Below are 18,470 nucleotides of genomic sequence, written 5' to 3' on the forward strand. Positions count from 1 at the left end.
GGCATTGCCTTGCCGCTTTTCGCCGCTATGGTCCCGCAAATTTCGTCGAAACAGGAAATTCAGGGAAGCCCATGGCCGCAGACCTCCGTTTTCTCGCAGCCCGCATTGCGGCCGAAATCAATGCCCGGCCGGATCAGGCCAAAGCCGCGATCGAACTGCTCGACGAAGGCGCAACCGTGCCCTTCATCGCACGCTACCGCAAGGAGGTGACGGGCGGGCTTGACGATACGCAGTTGCGCGATCTCGCCGAGCGGCTGGTCTATCTGCGCGAACTCGAAGCCCGGCGGGCCACGATCGTCGAATCGATCAGAAGCCAGGGCAAGATGACCGACGAGCTGATGGCCAAGGTGGCCGGCGCCGAGACCAAGGCCGAGCTCGAGGATCTCTATCTGCCCTATAAGCCAAAGCGCCGCACCCGCGCCGAAATCGCCCGCGAACGCGGCCTCGGCCCCCTTGCCGAGGCGATCCTTGCTGACCGCGGCCAGGAACCGGCGGCGCTCGCCGAGGGCTTCGTCACCGCTGATGTGCCCGATGTGAAGACGGCGCTCGAAGGCGCGCGCGACATCATCGCCGAAGGCATTGCCGAAAATGCCGATCTGCTCGGCAGGCTGCGCGCCCATATGCGCCAGGCATCGCTGCTGAAGGCCAAGGTCGTCGACGGCAAGCAGGCGGCAGGCGAGAAGTTTTCCGACTATTTCGACCATTCCGAACGCTGGGCGACGGCGCCCGGCCACCGCGCGCTCGCCATGCTGCGCGGCTGGAACGAGGAGGTGCTGACGCTGACGATCGAGGCCGATGCCGAGACCGCTTCGCCGAACAAGCCGGTCGAGCGCATGATCGCCGCGGCCTATGAGATCGGTGCAAGCCGTCCCGGCGACCGCTGGCTGATGGAGGTCGCCAGCTGGACCTGGCGCGTCAAGCTTTCCATGTCGCTGTCGCTCGACCTGATGCGGGAGCTGCGTGAAAGGGCCGAAGAGGAGGCGATCCATGTCTTCGCCCGCAATCTGAAGGATCTGCTGCTCGCCGCCCCCGCCGGCTCGCGCGCGACGATGGGTCTCGATCCCGGCATTCGCACCGGCGTCAAAGTCGCTGTCGTCGACGGAACCGGCAAGGTGGTGGCGACCTCGACCGTCTATCCCTTCCAGCCGAGGAACGACGTGCGCGGCGCCCAGGTCGAGCTCGCATCGCTGATCCGCAAGCACAATGTCGAGCTGATCTCGATCGGCAACGGCACCGGCAGCCGTGAGACTGAAAAGCTGGTGGCCGACATGCTGGCCGAACTGCCGGCCCCGAAGCCGACCAAGGTCATCGTCTCGGAAGCCGGGGCCTCGGTCTATTCCGCCTCGGCGACCGGTGCAGCCGAGTTTCCCGATCTCGACGTGTCGCTGCGCGGCGCCGTCTCCATCGCGCGGCGCCTGCAGGATCCGCTCGCCGAACTCGTCAAGATTGAGCCGAAGTCGATCGGCGTCGGCCAGTATCAGCACGATGTCGACCAGCAGAAGCTGTCGCGTTCGCTCGATGCCGTGGTCGAAGACGCGGTGAACGCCGTCGGCGTCGATTTGAACACCGCCTCGGCGCCGTTGCTCGCCCGTGTCTCCGGCCTCGGCCCGTCAATCGCCGAAGCCATCGTACGCCACCGCGACAGCGAGGGCCGTTTCGAGACGCGCCGCGATCTTCTGAAGGTCGCAAGACTCGGCAGCCGCACCTTCGAACAATGCGCCGGCTTCCTGCGCATTCCGAACGGTAAGGAGCCGCTCGACGCCTCCTCGGTCCACCCCGAGGCCTACGGCGTCGCCAAGAAGATCGTCGCCGCCTGCGGCCGCGACCTGCGCGCGCTGATGGGCGACAGCGCCGTCTTGAAATCGGTCGATCCGCGTCAGTTCATTGATGAAAAATTCGGCCTGCCGACGGTCAAGGACATCATCGCCGAATTGGAAAAGCCCGGCCGCGACCCGCGTCCGAGCTTCAAGACCGCGACCTTCGCCGAGGGTGTCAACGAGATTTCCGACCTGACGCCGGGCATGGTGCTCGAAGGTACGGTCACCAATGTCGCCGCCTTCGGCGCCTTCGTCGATATCGGCGTGCACCAGGACGGTCTGGTGCACGTGTCGCAGCTCGCCGATCGTTTCGTCAAGGACCCGCATGAGGTCGTCAAGGCGGGGGATGTCGTAAAGGTGCGGGTCGTGGAAGTCGATGCCAAGCGCAAGCGCATCGGTCTTTCCATGCGCCGCGACGATGGTTCTTCGGCGTCTCAGCCGCGTGGTGATTCTCGCGGACGTCAGGGCGGCCGACCGCAGAACGATCGCCGGCCCGCATCTCCGAAACCAGAGAGCCAGGGTGCTTTCGGCGCGGCACTCGCCGAAGCCATGAAGCGAAAATAAGGGTTTAGCCGGTATTCTGGCAAAAATGCAACAGTTTGGCAGCGTTCTGCGCGGACTGCTAAATCCGGCGCTTGTAAGGCGAGGGAGAGCTATTAAGTTGATGTGACCATCCTGTCACATTTGCGAGGCGTCCATGGCGTCGGCTTTCTTATCGATCGTCCAGCAAATCATCCGCAAGGGTTCGTTGAAACTTACCCTTGCCAATGGCGAGACACACGTGATCGGCGACGGCACCGGCGAGATGGTGGTCGCCCGCCTTGCCGATCAGGAGGCCGAAGACGCCATCCGGCGCGACCCGACGATGAAGCTCGGGGAGATGTATATGCAGGGCCGGTTCATTCTCGAACAGGGCAACATCTACGACTTCCTGTCGCTGGTGAAGCAGAACACCACCAACGAGATCTTCGATTTCAAGATGGCGGCGCTGCTCGTCGGCCGCATTGCCTGGCAGCAGCTGAAGAGCCGCGTGCCGGTCAATCGCAACAAGCACAATGTCGCCCACCATTACGACCTCTCGGCCAAGCTCTTCGATCTGTTTCTCGATGAGGACTGGCAATATTCCTGCGCTTATTTCGAGCCGCCGGGCATCGGTCTCGACGAGGCGCAGCTCGCCAAGAAACGCCATATCGCCGCCAAGCTCCTGCTCAAGCCCAACCAGCGCATCCTGGAGATCGGCTCCGGCTGGGGCGGCATGGGCATGTATCTGGCGGAGGCGACGGAGGGCGCCGATTTCACCGGCATTACGCTCAGCGAGGAGCAGCTCAAGGTCTCCCGCAGCCGCGCCGAAAAGCGCGGCCTTTCCGAGCGGGTCCGTTTCGAGCTGCAGGATTACCGCACCATGAACGGCCGGAAGTTCGACCGCATCGTCTCGGTCGGCATGTTCGAGCATGTCGGGATCGGCAATTACGGCAATTTCTTCCGCAAGGTATCGGATCTGCTCGACGATAACGGCGTCATGGTGCTGCATTCGATCGGCCGCCCGAAGCCGAGTTTCGGCACCAATGCCTTCATCGAGAAATATATCTTTCCCGGCGGCTATATCCCGTCCGTCGGCGAGGTCGTGCCGCCGCTCGAAAAGGCCGGGCTGCTGGTCAAGGATATCGAAATCCTGCCGATGCACTATGCCTATACGCTGCGCCATTGGCGCGAGCGTTTCGTGGCGCGCAAGGCCGAAGCCGTGGCCCTTTACGACGAGCAGTTCTTCCGCATGTGGGAGTTTTATCTGGCCGGTTCGGAAATGGGCTTCCGCTGGGACGAGCTCTTCATCCTGCAGATCCAGATCGCCAAGAACCAGTTCGCCGTTCCCGACAACCGCAATTATATCGCGGAGAACGAAGCGAAGCTGAAGGAATTCGAGGCGAGGCGGGCACCACTGGAAAAGGTGACGTTCTGAGCGACAGCGGTCGGACCTATGAGAGGACATGCCGATGAGCAGCGCGTTTCCCGAGATCTATCTCGTCCGCCACGGCGAGACTGAATGGAGCCGGTCGGGGCGCCACACCGGACGCAGCGACATTCCGCTGACGGCGGTGGGCGAGGCCGCCGCCCGCAAGCTTGCCGAGCGGCTGTCGGGCCTCTCCTTCGCTGCCGTCTGGTCGAGCCCCTCCGAGCGCGCCCGCAAGACCTGCGCGCTCGCCGGCTTCGGCTCGGGCGCGGTGATCCGTGAGGATCTCGCCGAATGGGACTACGGCGCCTATGAAGGCATCACGACGAAGGAGATTCTGGGGAAGCGCCCCGGCTGGCAGCTCTTTCGCGACGGCTGCCCAAGTGGCGAAACCGCTGCCGATGTCGGCGCCCGTGCCGACGCCGTGGTCGAGGCGCTTCGCCAGGCGGGTGCTCCGGTCCTGATCTTCTCCAGTTCGCATTTCCTGCGCGTGCTTGCCGCCCGTTGGCTCGGCCTGCCGCCGCAGGGCGGCGCGCTTTTTTCCCTCGATACCACAAGCATCAGCGTGCTCGGCTACGAACACGACTTGGCCGAACCGGTCATTCGTCAGTGGAACCAGCGGTAGGGATGCTGGGGGGAGTGCGGTGATGTCGCTTCAGAATGATGAAATCGCCGTTGGCACCGTGCCGTGTGGCCCCCTCAGCGAGCAGCACCGCCGTCACTCCTAGCTACAGTGCTAGGGAACGAGACGCTGCCGCGATTCCCTTCTCCCCTCGGGGAGAAGATGCCGGCAGGCAGATGAGGGGGCCGCACGGCAGGACTTTTATTGGCACACTTTGGTCGCCGTGGTTAACATTGGCGTAACGACCTCACGATAAATGCAGCCATCGCCGCCCTCCGCGGCTGTGTTTTTGCGTTTTCTGGGGTGCGGACGTGTTTCATCGATCAGTCGTATCGATCTCTTTCATTATTGCTTTTTCATCCTTCGCTCCCGCGGCCGCACAGGACAGCGGGCAACATTTCTGGTCGGGCGACTGGTATCTGAACGTCGGCGTCGCCGGCTTCTCGGCTCCGAAATTTGAAGGCGCCTCGCGCAATGAATTCAAGTTCAGCCCGCTGATCTCAGTCGGCCGGCAGGGCGCCGGCCCGCGCTTTTCCTCGCGCAACGACAATCCCTCTTTCGCTCTGATCGACAAAGGTGCTTTCCGCGCCGGCATCGTCGGCAAGTTCGTGCCAGAGCGCGATGCTGATGACGATCACGACCTGAAGGGCATGAAAAAGGTCAAGTGGGGTGCCGAGGTCGGCGGCTTCGCCGAGGTCTATCCGACCGATTTCCTGCGCGCCCGGGCCGAAGTTCGCCAGGGCGTCCGCTCCCATGACGGCGTCGTCGCTGATCTTGCCGTCGATGCCTTCACCGATATTGCACCCGACTTGCAGCTGTCGGGCGGCCCGCGCGCCACATTTGCGACCAGCGGCTATTACGACGCCTATTACGGCGTCAGCGCCAAGCACGCCGCAGCAAGCGGCCTCGATCCCTACAAACCTTCGTCGGGCATCCAGTCCTATGGCGCCGGCGCGGCGCTCACCTGGAAGGCGACCGAAAACCTGTCGGCAAGCTCCTTCCTCGAATATAAGCGGCTTGCCGGTCCCGCCGCCGACAGCAGCCTGGTGCGCGACCGTGGCTCGAAGAACCAGCTCCTGATCGGCGTCTCGGCGACCTACAAGTTCAATTTCTCGCTGCAGTGAGCCAGCGTAATCGCCCGCGGCGGTTCCGGGGATAACGACCTGCATTAAACAAAGAGCCAAAGAGCCGCGGGGATCGCTTCTTGACCGGATCGCCGGGCCGCCGCTAGATGAGCGGCATGCAAGACTCCGACCATTTTAACGATCGCGTCTCCGACGCACCTTCCGATAACTGGGTCTACCGGATCCTGCCGCCGTGGCTCTGGCCGTATGCGCAGCTTGCACGCTGGGATCGCCCGATCGGCTGGCAGCTCTTGATGTGGCCGTGCTTCTGGTCGGCCACGCTCGCCTCCAACGCGGCGATCGGCCAGGGGCTCTATTCCGGCAGCCTGCTGGTGTCTCACCTTTTCCTCTATTTCATCGGCGCCGTCGCCATGCGTGGCGCCGGCTGCACCTATAACGATCTCGTCGACCACGAGATCGACATGGAAGTGGCGCGCACCCGTTCGCGTCCGCTGCCCTCCGGCCGCGTCACCCGTGCCCGCGCGAAAATCTTCATCGGCATTCAGGCGCTGGTCGGCCTATTCGTGCTCTTGCAGTTCAACTGGTTCACCGTCTGTCTCGGCCTGCTCTCGCTTGGTATCGTGGCACTTTATCCCTATGCCAAGCGGTTCACCGACTGGCCGCAATTCTATCTCGGCCTTGCCTTTTCCTGGGGCGCGCTGATGGGCTGGGCCGGCATTCTGGGCGGCCTCTCCTTTGCCGCCATCCTGCTCTATGCCGCCTCCGTCGCCTGGACGATCGGTTACGACACGATCTATGCGCATCAGGACAAGGAGGATGACGAGCTGATCGGCGTGCGCTCCACCGCGCGCCTCTTCGGCGATAAGACGAGGCAATGGCTGGTCGGCCTTTATGGGCTGACGCTGGTACTGATGTTTGCGGCCTTCGCGCTCGCCGGCGCCAATCTCATCGCCTTTATTGCCTTGTTCGGCGCGGCCGGCATGTTCGCCTGGCAGATCGTCCGGCTTGATATCAACGATCCCGCCCAATGCCTGGCGCTCTTCAAGTCGAACAACCGCGTCGGCTTGACCATCTTCCTCGGCCTGTTCTTTTCGCTGCTCTTCGCCATTCCCTGAATGGAGCGACGCGTGAAACGACAAAACCCGGCGCGGGCGCCGGGTTTCCAATGTTCGCGAAAACGAAGTGTCGCGATATCGCTCAGTTGCGGGCGATGATTTCCTTGCCTTCGATCCGCATGGCGACGCCGAGCTGGCCGGTGGTGCGGCGCACCAGGAAGCGCGGACGGCGGTTGGCGAAGTAGGAATGGCGGCGGCGCGGCTTCAGATCGCCGGTGCGGAGCGCGCCGATATGGTCTTCGAGCGGCCGCGCGACGCCGTCGGCCTCGACCATCAGCATCGGAATGCGGAAGGCCTCGGACCAGCTGCGCCAGTCGGCGGCGATGTCGCTGAGATCATGGGCGACGAGCAGCGGAATGCAGAGTTCCGGATCCGCATGGTGAAGCTCGAGCGTAACGGTCACCTCGCCGTCGCCATGGTCGATGGCGCGGGCGGCGACACCCTTGAAGACGCGCTTCGGCAGGGCAATCGAGAGCGGCAGGCCGCTGGACGGAAGGACTTTGCGCAGCACCGCGCCGCGTTCGTCCAAGGTGATGCTGACGTCATCCGAACAATCATGGATGGCGTAGCTGACCTGCTGCGGGAAGCGGGACGGATCGAGACGCAGCGTCGTGCCAGCCCAAGCGGGCTTCAAAACGGGATTGTTCATTTCATTCTACCCTTGTCTTACCTGAGAGCCGGTTTGCGGTCTTCTCCTCGGGACTTTTCGTCCTCTATGGCCGACAATAGGCGGCCCCCCTTCCGTACAGCTTAAAAATTGCGGTTAAGAAAACTTTGCCTCCCCTGATGGTTATCAAAACCGAATCCGGCAGGGTTTCCGGAAGGTGAACGGTGTGCTGACCTGAAATGACGCAACCCAAAGGTAAGTCTCGGGTAAGTTTTGCGTGGCAAAATGTGCCTACCAGCAGTTCGTCGTTCTTTTAGAGATTTTGCCGAAAAGGGCGCTTTTCATGATCACGGCTTCCCTCGCGTACACGATCCTGTCGAAGGACATGACGTCGAGCCTCAACAAGGTTGCAGCGCAGGCGACGGTCAAGAAGGATGCCCAGTACTACGCCGACAACATCAATAAGGTCAAAGACGTCGACGACTTCCTCGGCGACTACAGGCTCTACAGCTACGCCATGAAGGCTTATGGCCTCGAGGACATGACCTATGCCAAGGCCTTCATGAAGAAGGTGCTCGAAAGCGATCTCACCGACCCGAACAGCTACGCCAACAAGCTCTCCGATACGCGCTACCGTGAATTCGCGGCCGCCTTCAATTTCAACGCACCCGAGAAGGATGTTCAGACCGACGCGCAGGAGGACGAGCTCATCGGCCTCTACAAGCAGTCCTTCGTCGATGCCGACAAGGCGGCGGCCACCGAGAGCACCTATTACAGCAACAATATCGACAGCGTGCAGACCGTCGACGATCTGGTCGACAACGCTCGGCTGCGCACCTATGTGCTGAAGGCCTTCAAGATCGACCCTACCTATGCCTCGAAGGATTTCCTGCGGCAGGTGCTGACGAGCGACCTCAGCGATCCGACAAGCGTCGTCAATACCCAGGGCGGCGACAAGTACAAGGCGCTTGCCGCCCAGTTCAGCTTCAATGCCGACGGCACGGTCAACGGCAGCGCCCAGACCGCGACGCAGAAGGCGTCGATCATCGAGACCTATACGCTGAACAGCCAGTCCGTCATCATCGACAATTCCGTCGGTTCCGATGTCGTCTATGTCAGCAAGACGGCGGCCGAATACAACCAGGCCTATTACACCGCCAAGATCGGCACGATCACCAATGTGGACGATCTCGTCGCCGACAGTCGCCTGACCTCCTATATCAAAACCGCCTACAGTATGGGCGCCGACTTCACCGCGGCAGCACTGCGCACAGTGCTGACCGACCCCGGCTATGCCCAGCTGATGGGCTTCACCAATGTCTACAACGCCTTCAATTTCAAGGCCGACGGCACGACATCGACAACGGCGCGTGCCCAGACGATCGACCAGTCGAACAAGCTGAAGGACGCGGCGGCAAGCACCGCCAACTATTATAGCGTGACCTCGCGGTCGACCAGCATCACCAATGTCGACGACCTGCTCGCCGACAGCGTTCTGGCGCGCTATATCAAGGATGCCTACGGCCTCGGCACCAGTTTCAGCAATGCCGAGCTGAAGAGCATTCTGACGGACTCGACCTATGCCACCGCTCAGGGGCATGCCGATCTCAATGCCGACTTCAACTTCCAGGCTGACGGCTCGATCAACGGGTCGATGATTCAGACCGACGCGCAGCGCAAGTCGACCACCGACAAATCGGCGGCGAACGCAGCTCACTTCAACAGCATGATCGGCAATGTCACCAATGTCGACGACATCATGTCCGATCCCGTCGCCGTCAGCTATCTCAGAACCAGCATGCAGATCGCCGACAGCGTCTCTGACGCAACGCTGAGGAGCTTCCTCGTCGATCCCGCGGCTGCCAGCGCCCAGGGCTACAGCGACGTCCACGATCTCTTCAATTTCAAAACGGACGGCTCGGTTGCGACCCTCTATGCCACGCAGAGCGCGGCGCAAAGCGCCAGCACGGCAAGCAAGGCCGACGATGCCGCCGTCTACTACCAGGCAACCATCGCCGGCATCTCCAATGTCGACCAGCTGCTGTCCGACCGCCGGCTGAACAATTTCATCCGCAACGCCTACGGCATCCCGTCGACCGTCAGCGATGTCGATCTGCGCGCTATCCTGACCGATCAGAGTGGCACCGGCACCTATGCCGACGTCGCCGCCGCCTTCAACTTCAAGGCGGACGGTTCGCTCGAGGATGGCATGGCGGCACAGACGGCCGCCCAGATCACCAATACGAAAATTGCCGCCACGGCGCGCACGGACGACTATTCCGCCCGCGTGGCGAGGATCTCCAATGTCGATGATCTCATCGCCGATCCTGCCATCACCAACTTCCTGAAGAGCACCTACAATCTGCCGTTCGATATCACGGATGCCGATCTCAAGAGCATCCTGACCGATGCGACCGCCGCCGCCGCGGCCGGCTATTCCGACCTCAACGCCGATTTCAACTTTGCCGCCGACGGATCGCTTCCGGTCGTGAGCTCGATCCAGACGGCAGATCAGGCGCAGACCACCAACGACAACTACATGGCGCGCTACGACGACGAGCGCGACGAGGCGATCGAAGAAGTTGCCGACAATTACAAGAGCATGATGGCCGACAGCAGCAGCCTCTTGAACTTCTCCGACGTCAAGACCGTCAACGATTTCCTGCGCACCAATCGCTCGGCGGATTTCACCAAGAGCAACGACAATCTGCCGGATCTCTACCATGTCGCGCTGCAGGCCTTCGGCCTGACCGATCAGGACGTGCCGCGCTCGATGATGCGTAAAATCCTGACGAGCGATGCCTACGATCCGGATGGTTATATCGCCTCGCTGAAGGACGAGCGCATCACCAACCTGGCGCGTGCCTTCAACTTCGGCCCAGACGGCAAGGCGGCGTCGCCCTTGCAGGCGCTGCCCCAGGCGACCATGGCCAAATACGCCACCGACTACAAGGCGCATGTGACCATGCTGCTGAAGGCCGGCCCGGTAAAGGACAAAGCGTCGAAGGACGCGACCGCCGAGGTGGATTATTTCGCCAAGGGCATGGCCAAGGTGCAGTCGCTCGACGATTTCCTCGATGACAGCCGCCTGACCGATCTGGTGTTGAAGGCGAACAACCTCGACCCGAAGGATTACGACAAGGCGACGCTGAAGAAGATCTTCACCTCCGATCCCGACGACAAGAAGAGCTACCTCAACACCAAGGCCGATGCGCGCTTCAAGGATATCGTCGCCGCCTTCAACTTCGACAAGGACGGCAATCTGACCCGCGCCAAGATCGGCGCCATCCAGAACAAGGCGGCCGAGGAGAATACCCAGGAGCTCTACATCAAGCAGACGCTCGAGACCCAGCAGGGCGAAAGCAACGACGGCGTCCGTCTGGCGCTCTATTTCAGCCGCAAGGCCCCGAGCATCACCTCGATCTATTCCATCCTCGGCGACAAGGCGCTCTATCAGGTCATCACGACAGCCTACAGCCTGCCGGCGCAGATATCGAGCATGGACGTCGCCAAGCAGGCCGATCTGATCAATCGCTTCGTCAAGCTCGACGATCTTCAGGATCCGAAGAAGGTCGACAAGCTGCTGCGGCGCTTCACCGCGATGTACGACGTCCAGAACAGCACCCAGCAATCGCCGGCGCTGCAGATCCTGACCGGCGGCGGCACGCAGTCCTAATTGTGTTCAGTTTCAATGACTTGCCCCTCACCCTAACCCTCTCCCCGTAAAAGCGGGGAGAAGGTGGCGGCAGCCGGATGAGGGGCGGGCTCGGGCGTCTCTGGCCGCCACCCTCAAGGGTCGAGACTGACCACCTTCCCAGGGTTCATGATACCAGCCGGATCGAAGGCGCGCTTGATGCGGCGCATCAGCTCGATTTCGATGGCCGGGCGGATCGCCGCCAATTCGTCGCGCTTCAGCTGGCCGATGCCGTGTTCGGCCGAGATCGAACCGCCATGGGCGAGCACCAGCCCGTGGACGATGTGGTTCATTTCACGCCAGCGGGCGATGAAGGCGGCCTTGTCGGCGCCGACCGGCTGGGAAATATTGTAATGGATATTACCGTCGCCCATGTGGCCGAAGGCGCAGATGCGGGCTCCGGGCATCGCCGCCATAACGGCCTCTTCGGCCTCGGCGATGAAATGCGGGATCTTCGACACCGGCACGGACACGTCGTGCTTGATCGATCCGCCTTCCGGCTTCTGGGCATCCGACATGCTCTCGCGCATGTGCCAGATCGCCTTCTGCTGGGCCACGGATGAGGCGATCGCCGCATCGAGCACCAGTCCGGCCTCGAAACCCTGTTCGAGCACGCCGTTCATCATCCGCTCCGCCGTCTCGGCTGAATCCGAGGTCGAAATATCGATCAGCACGTACCAGGGATAGGCCGCGTCCAGCGGATCGCGCACGCCGTCGATATGGCGCGTGGTGATCTCGACGCCGAACCGCGGCATCAGCTCGAAGCCGGTGAGCGAGGTGCCGCAGAGGCTGGCGGCAAGGTTGAAGAGACCCAGCGCGTCCTCGACCGAATTGAGGCCGGCAAAGGCCACATGATGGCCGAGCGGCTGGGGAAACAGCTTCAGCACTGCGCCGGTGATGATGCCGAGCGTGCCTTCGGCGCCGATGAAGAGATCCCGCAGGTCGTAGCCGGTATTGTCCTTCTTCAGGCGGCGCAGGCCATCCCAGATCTCGCCGGTCGGCAGCACCACTTCGAGGCCGAGGCAGAGCTGGCGCATATTGCCATAGGCCAGTACCGCCGTGCCGCCGGCATTGGTCGAGAGATTGCCGCCGATGCGGCAGGAGCCCTCCGAGCCGAGCGACAGCGGAAACAGCCGCCCATGCGCCTCAGCCGCCTTCTGCACATCGGCAAGGATCGCGCCGCCATCGGCAACCAGCACGTTCGCCACCGGATCGACGTCGCGGATCCTGTTCATGCGCTCCAGCGACAGGATGATGTCGGACTCGCCGGCGCGCGGCGTCTGGCCGCCGACGAGGCCGGTATTGCCGGTCTGCGGCACAATTGCCGTCCCGCTCTCGGTGGCGAGCTTCATAATATCAGAGACCTCCTCAACCGAGCCGGGCTTCAGCAGGAGAGGGGAGGAGCCGTGGTAGAGGCCGCGGTTTTCGATCAGATGCGGCGCCAGATCGGCCTCGCTGCGCAGCGCGTATTTGTCGCCGACGATCGCGGCGAAGCGGTCGAGAAGATCGGTAGAAATAGCGCTGCTCATCGGGTCGATCCTCTTTGCTTCTCTCGGTCAGTCAGTCGCGCGGGGTGCGGCAGCCCTTTGCAGGCGGTCGTTGATGGCTTCGCCCAGGCCGTCGTCCGGAATCGGCGAGAAGGCGATGCTCGATACACCGCTGGCATCGGCCCGCTTCATGTAGTCGAAAAGATTGGCCGCCGCTTCTGCAAGATCGCCGCGCGGGCTGAGGTCGAGAACGATGCGTGCGTCGCGCGCGCCTTCGACTACCGCACCGCCGAACGCGATCAGCGCCTCGCCGGGTTCCACCGCGCTCGCATTGAGACGCACGCTGGCGCCCGGCGCATAATGTGAGGCGAGCATTCCCGGCGCCTCGATGGCCGCCGATGCCTTTTTGGCGCGCAGCAGCGGCCGGCCGGCGATGCGTTCGATTTCGCGCGCCGCCAAGCCTCCGGGCCTAAGCAGCCTCACCCGGTCGCCCTCCACCTTGACGATCGTCGATTCGACGCCGACGGTGCTCGGGCCCGCATCGAGGATCAACGGGATCTTCGCGCCGAGATCGGCCTCGACATGGGCCGCACTGGTCGCGCTGATGGCGCCTGAGGTGTTGGCGCTCGGAGCTGCGAGCGGCCGTCCGAAGGCGCCGATCAGGGTGCCGGCGAAGCCCTTTGGCACGCGCACGCCGACGCTGTCGAGACCGGCGGTCGCCAGCGCGTGGATCGGGCTTTCAGCCTTCAGCGGCAGCACGAGCGTCAGCGGGCCGGGCCAGAAGGCTTCGGCGAGCGCCCGCGAGACGGGGTCGAATTCGGCATGCTGTTCGGCCATCTCGAGATCGGCCATATGGCAGATCAGCGGGTTGAAGCGCGGCCGTCCCTTGGTCTCATAGATGCGGGTAATCGCTGCGGGATTGGTGGCGTCGGCCGCAAGGCCGTAGACGGTCTCCGTCGGCATGGCGATGGCAAAGCCGTCGGAAAGAGCCGCACAGGCCGCTTCGAGCGCCGTCTGCCTGTCTGCTCTGATGTCGATGATGCGTGCCATATGCTGCCTGTGTCTGGTTCCGGCAGTCATTAGGCTTTCCGTCGCCGGCGATCAATCGCCTTGTTCGCTCAAAGTTGGCGGATGATTTCGCGCAGCTGTTCGTTGCGGGCCCCGAGCAGCAGGATGTTTCGGATCGCCGCCTGCGGATCGTGGGTGCGAAAGAGCAGCCCATTGCCGCGCACCGAGCGGTCGATGGTCATCTTCTCCGAAGAATCCTCGCCCGGCTTCATCGCGACGGCGAAATACATGCGGGAATAGCCGACGTCGATCCGCTGGAAGAAATTATCGTTGTCGCCTATGTCGGAGTAGAAGTTGGCGATATAGAAGGCCCAGCTGACGTCTTCATAGTCAGCGAACTTCGTGCGCGCCGCCGTGACGTGGCAATAGCCAAGATGCGGGCTGTCCTGCAGCGTCCGGTGGAAGATCAGCTTCGGAAACTGGATCGAGTGGTGGAAGCCGTTGATGTGCTGATGCGTCTTCTCGCCGGCCGCCTGCAGCTTGCGGCCGGTCTTTTCGGCGACCTCGTCATGGGTGAGGTAGCGCCTTTCCTCGGCCAGCCAGTGGCGCCGTTCGCGGGGGATGCGGCCAGTGCGCAGGAATTCGGAATGGGCGGCGACCAGTGGCCGCTCCTGCGGCCGGATTACTTCTTTCGCGTCGAAATAGCGGAGTCTGGCCATGGTTTACATACTTCGTCGGTCTGAGGTCGACAGCAGGATAAGAGCGTATGCTTAACGCAGCATTAAGAAGCGGCCGTTGCATCGGGCGGAAGCCGGCGATGTCGTAAATGCGACAATCGCCGATATCGGAGAGCCGCTCTCTTTGCCGATCCGGTCTTTACGCCATGTCGCGATTGACGATAATAGCTGCGGAGTCGGGCAATCGGGTCGACTGGCAGAAGCTCTTTGAAGCCTCGGCGCATCCTGTCGTCAATTTCGAAGCCGATGTCGCATTACAACCAAGCGGCAGGAATGCCAGGTGATTAAATGGCGTCATGAACAATTCTCCCGCAGGAGAAGGAAGCAGGCGCGCTTCCATAGCCTTCCGCTTGAAGGCGGCAGCCGGGTGCACGAGGACATGAAGATGGATATTCGCAGCAACGTTTTACGTCAGCTCAAGAACCGCCGTGAGGGCTTCAGCCTCGAACAGCCGTTCTACACCGACGAGGATTATTTCAAGCTCGACATGGAGATGATCTACTATCGCGACTGGCTGTTCATGGGCCATGATTGCGAGTTGCCGAAGCCGGGCGCCTATTTCACCGTCCAGATCGGCACTTATCCGGTCGTCATCGTTCGCGGTCGTGACAATGTCATCCGCGCCTTCCACAACAGCTGTCGTCATCGCGGCTCGCGCGTCTGCACGAAGGAGCATGGCTCTTCCGTGCGTCTCGTCTGCCCCTATCATCAGTGGACTTACGATCTCGACGGCAAACTTGCCTTTGCCCGTCACATGGGCGACGATTTCGACAAAACCGGCTTCAACCTGAAGCCCGTCCACTGCGAGAGCGTGGCAGGCTATATTTTCATCTGCCTTGCCGACGCCGCCCCGGATTTCAAACCGGTGCGCGACAAGATCGAGCCCTATATGGCGCCGCACCGGATCGGCGAGACCAAGGTCGCTTTCCAGAGCACGATCATCGAGAAGGGCAACTGGAAGCTTGTCTGGGAAAACAACCGCGAGTGCTACCACTGCGCCGCCAATCACCCGGAACTCTGCCGCACCTATCCCGAAGCGCCGAGCGTCACCGGCACGGACGGCGGCGCCGACGATCCGGAGATCGCCGGCCATTGGGCGCGCTGCGAGGCCGCCGGCTTGCCGAGCAAGTTCCAGATCTCGCCGGACGGCCAGTTCCGCACCGCCCGCATGCCGCTGATCGAGGACGCCGAAAGCTACACGATGTCGGGCAAGCCGGCCGTGCAGCGCCGGATCTCCGACGACATCTCGATCAATCGTATTGGCACGATGCTGCTCTTCCACTATCCGACGACGTGGAACCATCTGCTCGGCGACCACGCCATCTCCTTCCGGGTGCTGCCGCTCAGCGCCAACGAGACGGCAGTGACGACCAAGTGGCTCGTCCACAAGGACGCCGTCGAGGGCGTGGATTACAATCTCGAGGAACTGACCCACGTCTGGACCGAGACCAACGACCAGGACCGCCGGATCGTCGAGGAAAATGCCTTCGGCATCCACTCGCCCGCCTATGAGCCCGGCCCCTATTCCGCCCTGCACGAGGGTGGCGTCATGCAGTTCCTCGAATGGTATTCGAACTTCATGGTGAACCGCCTGCAGGGCGACCAGGCGAAAATCTCCGCCGTCGCTTGATGCCCCTCGGTCGCGACTGACCCGCGCAGGAATGCCCGGTCAGTTCAGCCGATCCAAACCGAAAAAGTGGCCGGTTTTCAGCCGCTTGGAACCATTCGGCCGCGAACGCGTTGCTGGGCAGGCGATGATAGCTGCCGAATGGGAGAGAAGGAATGATCGGGCTGAAAAACAAAATCGCGACCGCAATTCTCACTGCCGCCGTCTTGCTGACGGGCTTTGTCCCGTCGCAGGCAATCCAGATGCCCACCGCCCCGCAGGTGGAGAAATCCGCCGACGTCGAGAGCGTTCAATACCGCCGCTACTATCGCCGCGACTATTACCGGCCCGGCTATCGCCCCGGCGCCTATTACCGCCCCGGCTGGTACGGCGGCTATCGCGGCTACAGCTATTACCGCCCGGGCTATCGCCGCTATAACGGCTACTGGTATCCGCTCGCCGCCTTCGGCGCCGGCGCTGTCATTGCCGCGCCGCGTTATGTTGCGCCCGCGCCGCGCTATGGCTCGGCGCACGTCGCCTGGTGCGCCAACCGCTACCGTTCCTATCGGGCCTACGACAATACGTTCCAGCCCTATAACGGCCCGCGCCAGCAGTGCTATTCGCCGTATTGATTTAGGCACGACGAGCGCAGGGCTGCGCAATACGAGCGCCGACGGCGAGTTTGGCCGGAACGCTTCCCCACTCCCTCGGGTGGGGGAAGCTCTGCGCCTAATCCCATGAGATATGCGGGTTAGGAGCGCCTGTGGCGGGAGACACCATTGCGCAGCGACTGTGTTGGACGCTGCCGTCATGTGGCTTCGTTTTTAAGAGCACCACTATCCGCAAGGTCGACCAAGCCAAAGTCCCCGCACCGGCCGGTACCAGCAGCCGCTCATGGCCTTGCGCATGCGGCGGAACGAGAGGGTGGCGGCATGCAAGAGCCCGCGACCCATTCATCGCCGGCTGCGAAGCTCAGTGAACGACAGTGATCACCGAAATGCCGGCTTCGTCGGCGGCACGGATAAGCGCTGCTCGCGCGGCCTGAGCCGGAATCTCCCCGTGTATTGCGTCCCGGCAAGCCATAATCGCCATGAGATATTCTTCTCCATCGTCGATGGGCCAGCCAACGGTCAGCATCTCGGCGGCCTGAACGAGAGTTGCGACGAGCTTGTATTTTTCCGGCCCACTCACCACGAGCATCAGAGGGGCAAATTCTTCGGATATGCACCACTTCATGACATTAGGTCTCCCCACGGTAAATATATTAGTAACCGTGCAAGAACCGTTCCTGGCGAAGCGGCGGCATGAACCAGCCGATCATCCGAGGGTCGATCGATAAGATGGCTAGGTATCGCTGAGGCCGAAGATCAGATGGACGAAGGCGTCGCAGGACTGCAAGTGGCCGCGTCCCGCATGGGTTCAAGCCACGTCGCCTCGCGCCAGCCGCTACCGGCCGTCGCGCCGACGACAGCACGTTCCAGCCCCTCTCACGGGCCGCGCCAGCAGTACATTCCCAGAATTGATCGGGTCCGAAAGCTGCCCCTCACCCTAACCCTCTCCCCGTAAAGACGGGGCGAGGGGACGTGCCTTACGAGACGCTGGAGAGGGACGGAGAGGTTGCGGCCCCGCAAGCGGCGAGAAGGTGCCGGCAGGCGGATGCGGGGCAGCGCGGCCCACCGCACCCCACGCATTCAAAGAATATTCACCCGCCGCAGCAGCCACCAGGCGAATGCGATCGAGGCGATGATCAGGATGAAGGCGTATTCCGTGCCGTAATCGCCGACGGCGAAGGGCAGGTTTGCCGTGTTCATGCCGAAGAAACCCGTCACCAGGGTCGGCGGCAGCAGGAAGGCGGTCATGATCGACAGCAGATAGAGGTGGCGGTTGGTCTCGGAGGATTGTTTCGAATCGATTTCTTCGTGCAGCAGGCGGGCCCGGTCTTGCAGCGCATAGATATCGTGATCGACCGTTTCCAGCCGGCTCGTCAGCCGCCGGGCGACGTCGTCGAAGCCGAAGGGCATCTCATCCTCGTCGGCCGCCGCCGCGCGGCGCATCAGCGCCAGCACCGTGCGCAGATGCCGGTGCAGCCTGACCACGGTTCGCCGCACCGGCGCCAGCCGCCGCCGTTCGTCGCGCGGGGCATTGTCGTAGACAATATCCTCGATCTGGTTGAGCTCGTCGGTGAGTTCGATGACGATGGCGATCAGCGTGCGCTGGAATTCGATCACCAGCAGTTCGAAGAGATCGACCGGCCGTGAGAATTTGCCGGGATTCTTCTCGATCAGTGCCCGCGCCCGCTCGACGCTGCGCAGCGGTTGCAGCCGGGTCGTGATGATGAAACGGTCGGACATGGCGAAATGCAGCCAGCCGAGATTGTTGGTATCCTGAGCGAAATCGCGCTGGCAATCGACAAGCGTTCCGTAGAGCATCTGCTCGTCGACGGTGATGGCCGCATGCGTGTCATGCGTCGTCAGCGCCGATTTCGCGTCTTCCGTCAGCCCGTCGAGCGTCTCGAGCAGGGCCGGCACGCGGGCATCGACGAGGTTGAGATGCAGCCAGTAGAAACAGTTCTCCGCCGTCAGATCCGCCGCCGTCGCGCTGTTGGTCAGCCGCACGGCCGTCTTTTCTTCAGGTGAGAAGCGATAGGCCCAGACGAAACCGGGTATGTTGACGGGCAATGTATCCATTGGTCGCCGATCCTCTGCGAAGGCGATGTCATCTTGGAGATTCTCCATGACGTCCAT

General features: G+C 62.4%; 14 protein-coding genes. 8 read left to right on the forward strand and 6 right to left on the reverse strand.

Annotated features, from left to right (window positions below; all coding sequences use genetic code 11):
* Positions 1-71: 71 nt before the first annotated feature.
* The 5 genes from RHE_RS04485 (at position 72) to ubiA (ending at position 6,587) form a co-directional block, all read left to right on the forward strand.
* Positions 72-2,381: a Tex family protein gene (locus tag RHE_RS04485; protein ID WP_011424239.1), complete on the forward strand. Its 2,310-nt coding sequence runs from the start codon at positions 72-74 to the stop codon at positions 2,379-2,381.
* Positions 2,382-2,514: 133 nt separating this feature from the next.
* Complete coding sequence (locus RHE_RS04490; protein WP_011424240.1) at positions 2,515-3,774, forward strand: SAM-dependent methyltransferase; 1,260 nt, start codon at positions 2,515-2,517, stop codon at positions 3,772-3,774.
* Between the two features lie 34 nt (positions 3,775-3,808).
* On the forward strand, positions 3,809-4,390 hold the full coding sequence (locus RHE_RS04495) for a histidine phosphatase family protein (RefSeq protein WP_011424241.1): 582 nt from the start codon (positions 3,809-3,811) through the stop codon (positions 4,388-4,390).
* Positions 4,391-4,698: 308 nt separating this feature from the next.
* A complete protein-coding gene (locus RHE_RS04500; protein WP_011424242.1) occupies positions 4,699-5,511 on the forward strand; it encodes a MipA/OmpV family protein in 813 nt (270 codons plus the stop codon).
* 116 nt (positions 5,512-5,627) lie between these two features.
* A complete protein-coding gene (ubiA, locus tag RHE_RS04505; protein ID WP_011424243.1) occupies positions 5,628-6,587 on the forward strand; it encodes a 4-hydroxybenzoate octaprenyltransferase in 960 nt (319 codons plus the stop codon).
* 82 nt (positions 6,588-6,669) lie between these two features.
* Here the strand turns inward: ubiA and RHE_RS04510 are convergent, their stop codons facing one another.
* Positions 6,670-7,236 carry a DUF6101 family protein gene (locus tag RHE_RS04510; protein ID WP_004680407.1) on the reverse strand — a complete coding sequence of 189 codons (567 nt, stop codon included), beginning with the start codon at positions 7,234-7,236 and terminating at the stop codon, positions 6,670-6,672.
* 301 nt (positions 7,237-7,537) lie between these two features.
* Here RHE_RS04510 and RHE_RS04515 point away from each other — a divergent pair, with 301 nt between their 5' ends.
* Entirely contained in the window at positions 7,538-10,870 is a 3,333-nt protein-coding gene (locus RHE_RS04515; protein WP_011424244.1) for a DUF1217 domain-containing protein, read from the forward strand.
* A gap of 113 nt (positions 10,871-10,983) precedes the next feature.
* On the opposite strand, the gene RHE_RS04520 is transcribed toward RHE_RS04515, so the two are convergent.
* The 3 genes from RHE_RS04520 to RHE_RS04530 form a co-directional block, all read right to left on the reverse strand.
* Entirely contained in the window at positions 10,984-12,417 is a 1,434-nt protein-coding gene (locus RHE_RS04520) for an FAD-binding oxidoreductase (protein ID WP_011424245.1), read from the reverse strand.
* Positions 12,418-12,444: 27 nt separating this feature from the next.
* Complete coding sequence (locus RHE_RS04525; RefSeq protein ID WP_020920546.1) at positions 12,445-13,425, reverse strand: L-threonylcarbamoyladenylate synthase; 981 nt, start codon at positions 13,423-13,425, stop codon at positions 12,445-12,447.
* Between the two features lie 68 nt (positions 13,426-13,493).
* Positions 13,494-14,102, reverse strand: a complete 609-nt coding sequence (locus tag RHE_RS04530; RefSeq protein ID WP_011424247.1) for a DUF6656 family protein — start codon at positions 14,100-14,102, stop codon at positions 13,494-13,496.
* A 403-nt stretch (positions 14,103-14,505) separates the two neighbouring features.
* On the opposite strand from RHE_RS04530, the gene RHE_RS04535 reads away from it, so the two are divergent.
* Both RHE_RS04535 and RHE_RS04540 read left to right on the forward strand, forming a co-directional pair.
* Entirely contained in the window at positions 14,506-15,750 is a 1,245-nt protein-coding gene (locus RHE_RS04535) for an aromatic ring-hydroxylating oxygenase subunit alpha (RefSeq protein ID WP_011424248.1), read from the forward strand.
* Positions 15,751-15,902: 152 nt separating this feature from the next.
* Positions 15,903-16,358: a BA14K family protein gene (locus RHE_RS04540; RefSeq protein ID WP_011424249.1), complete on the forward strand. Its 456-nt coding sequence runs from the start codon at positions 15,903-15,905 to the stop codon at positions 16,356-16,358.
* A gap of 340 nt (positions 16,359-16,698) precedes the next feature.
* On the opposite strand, the gene RHE_RS04545 is transcribed toward RHE_RS04540, so the two are convergent.
* Entirely contained in the window at positions 16,699-16,962 is a 264-nt protein-coding gene (locus RHE_RS04545) for a DUF982 domain-containing protein (RefSeq protein WP_020920549.1), read from the reverse strand.
* Positions 16,963-17,417: 455 nt separating this feature from the next.
* A complete protein-coding gene (locus RHE_RS04550; protein WP_011424251.1) occupies positions 17,418-18,413 on the reverse strand; it encodes a transporter in 996 nt (331 codons plus the stop codon).
* Between the last annotated feature and the right edge of the window lie 57 nt (positions 18,414-18,470).

The sequence above is a fragment of the Rhizobium etli CFN 42 genome (assembly GCF_000092045.1).
GTDB classification, from domain to species: Bacteria; Pseudomonadota; Alphaproteobacteria; order Rhizobiales; family Rhizobiaceae; genus Rhizobium; species Rhizobium etli.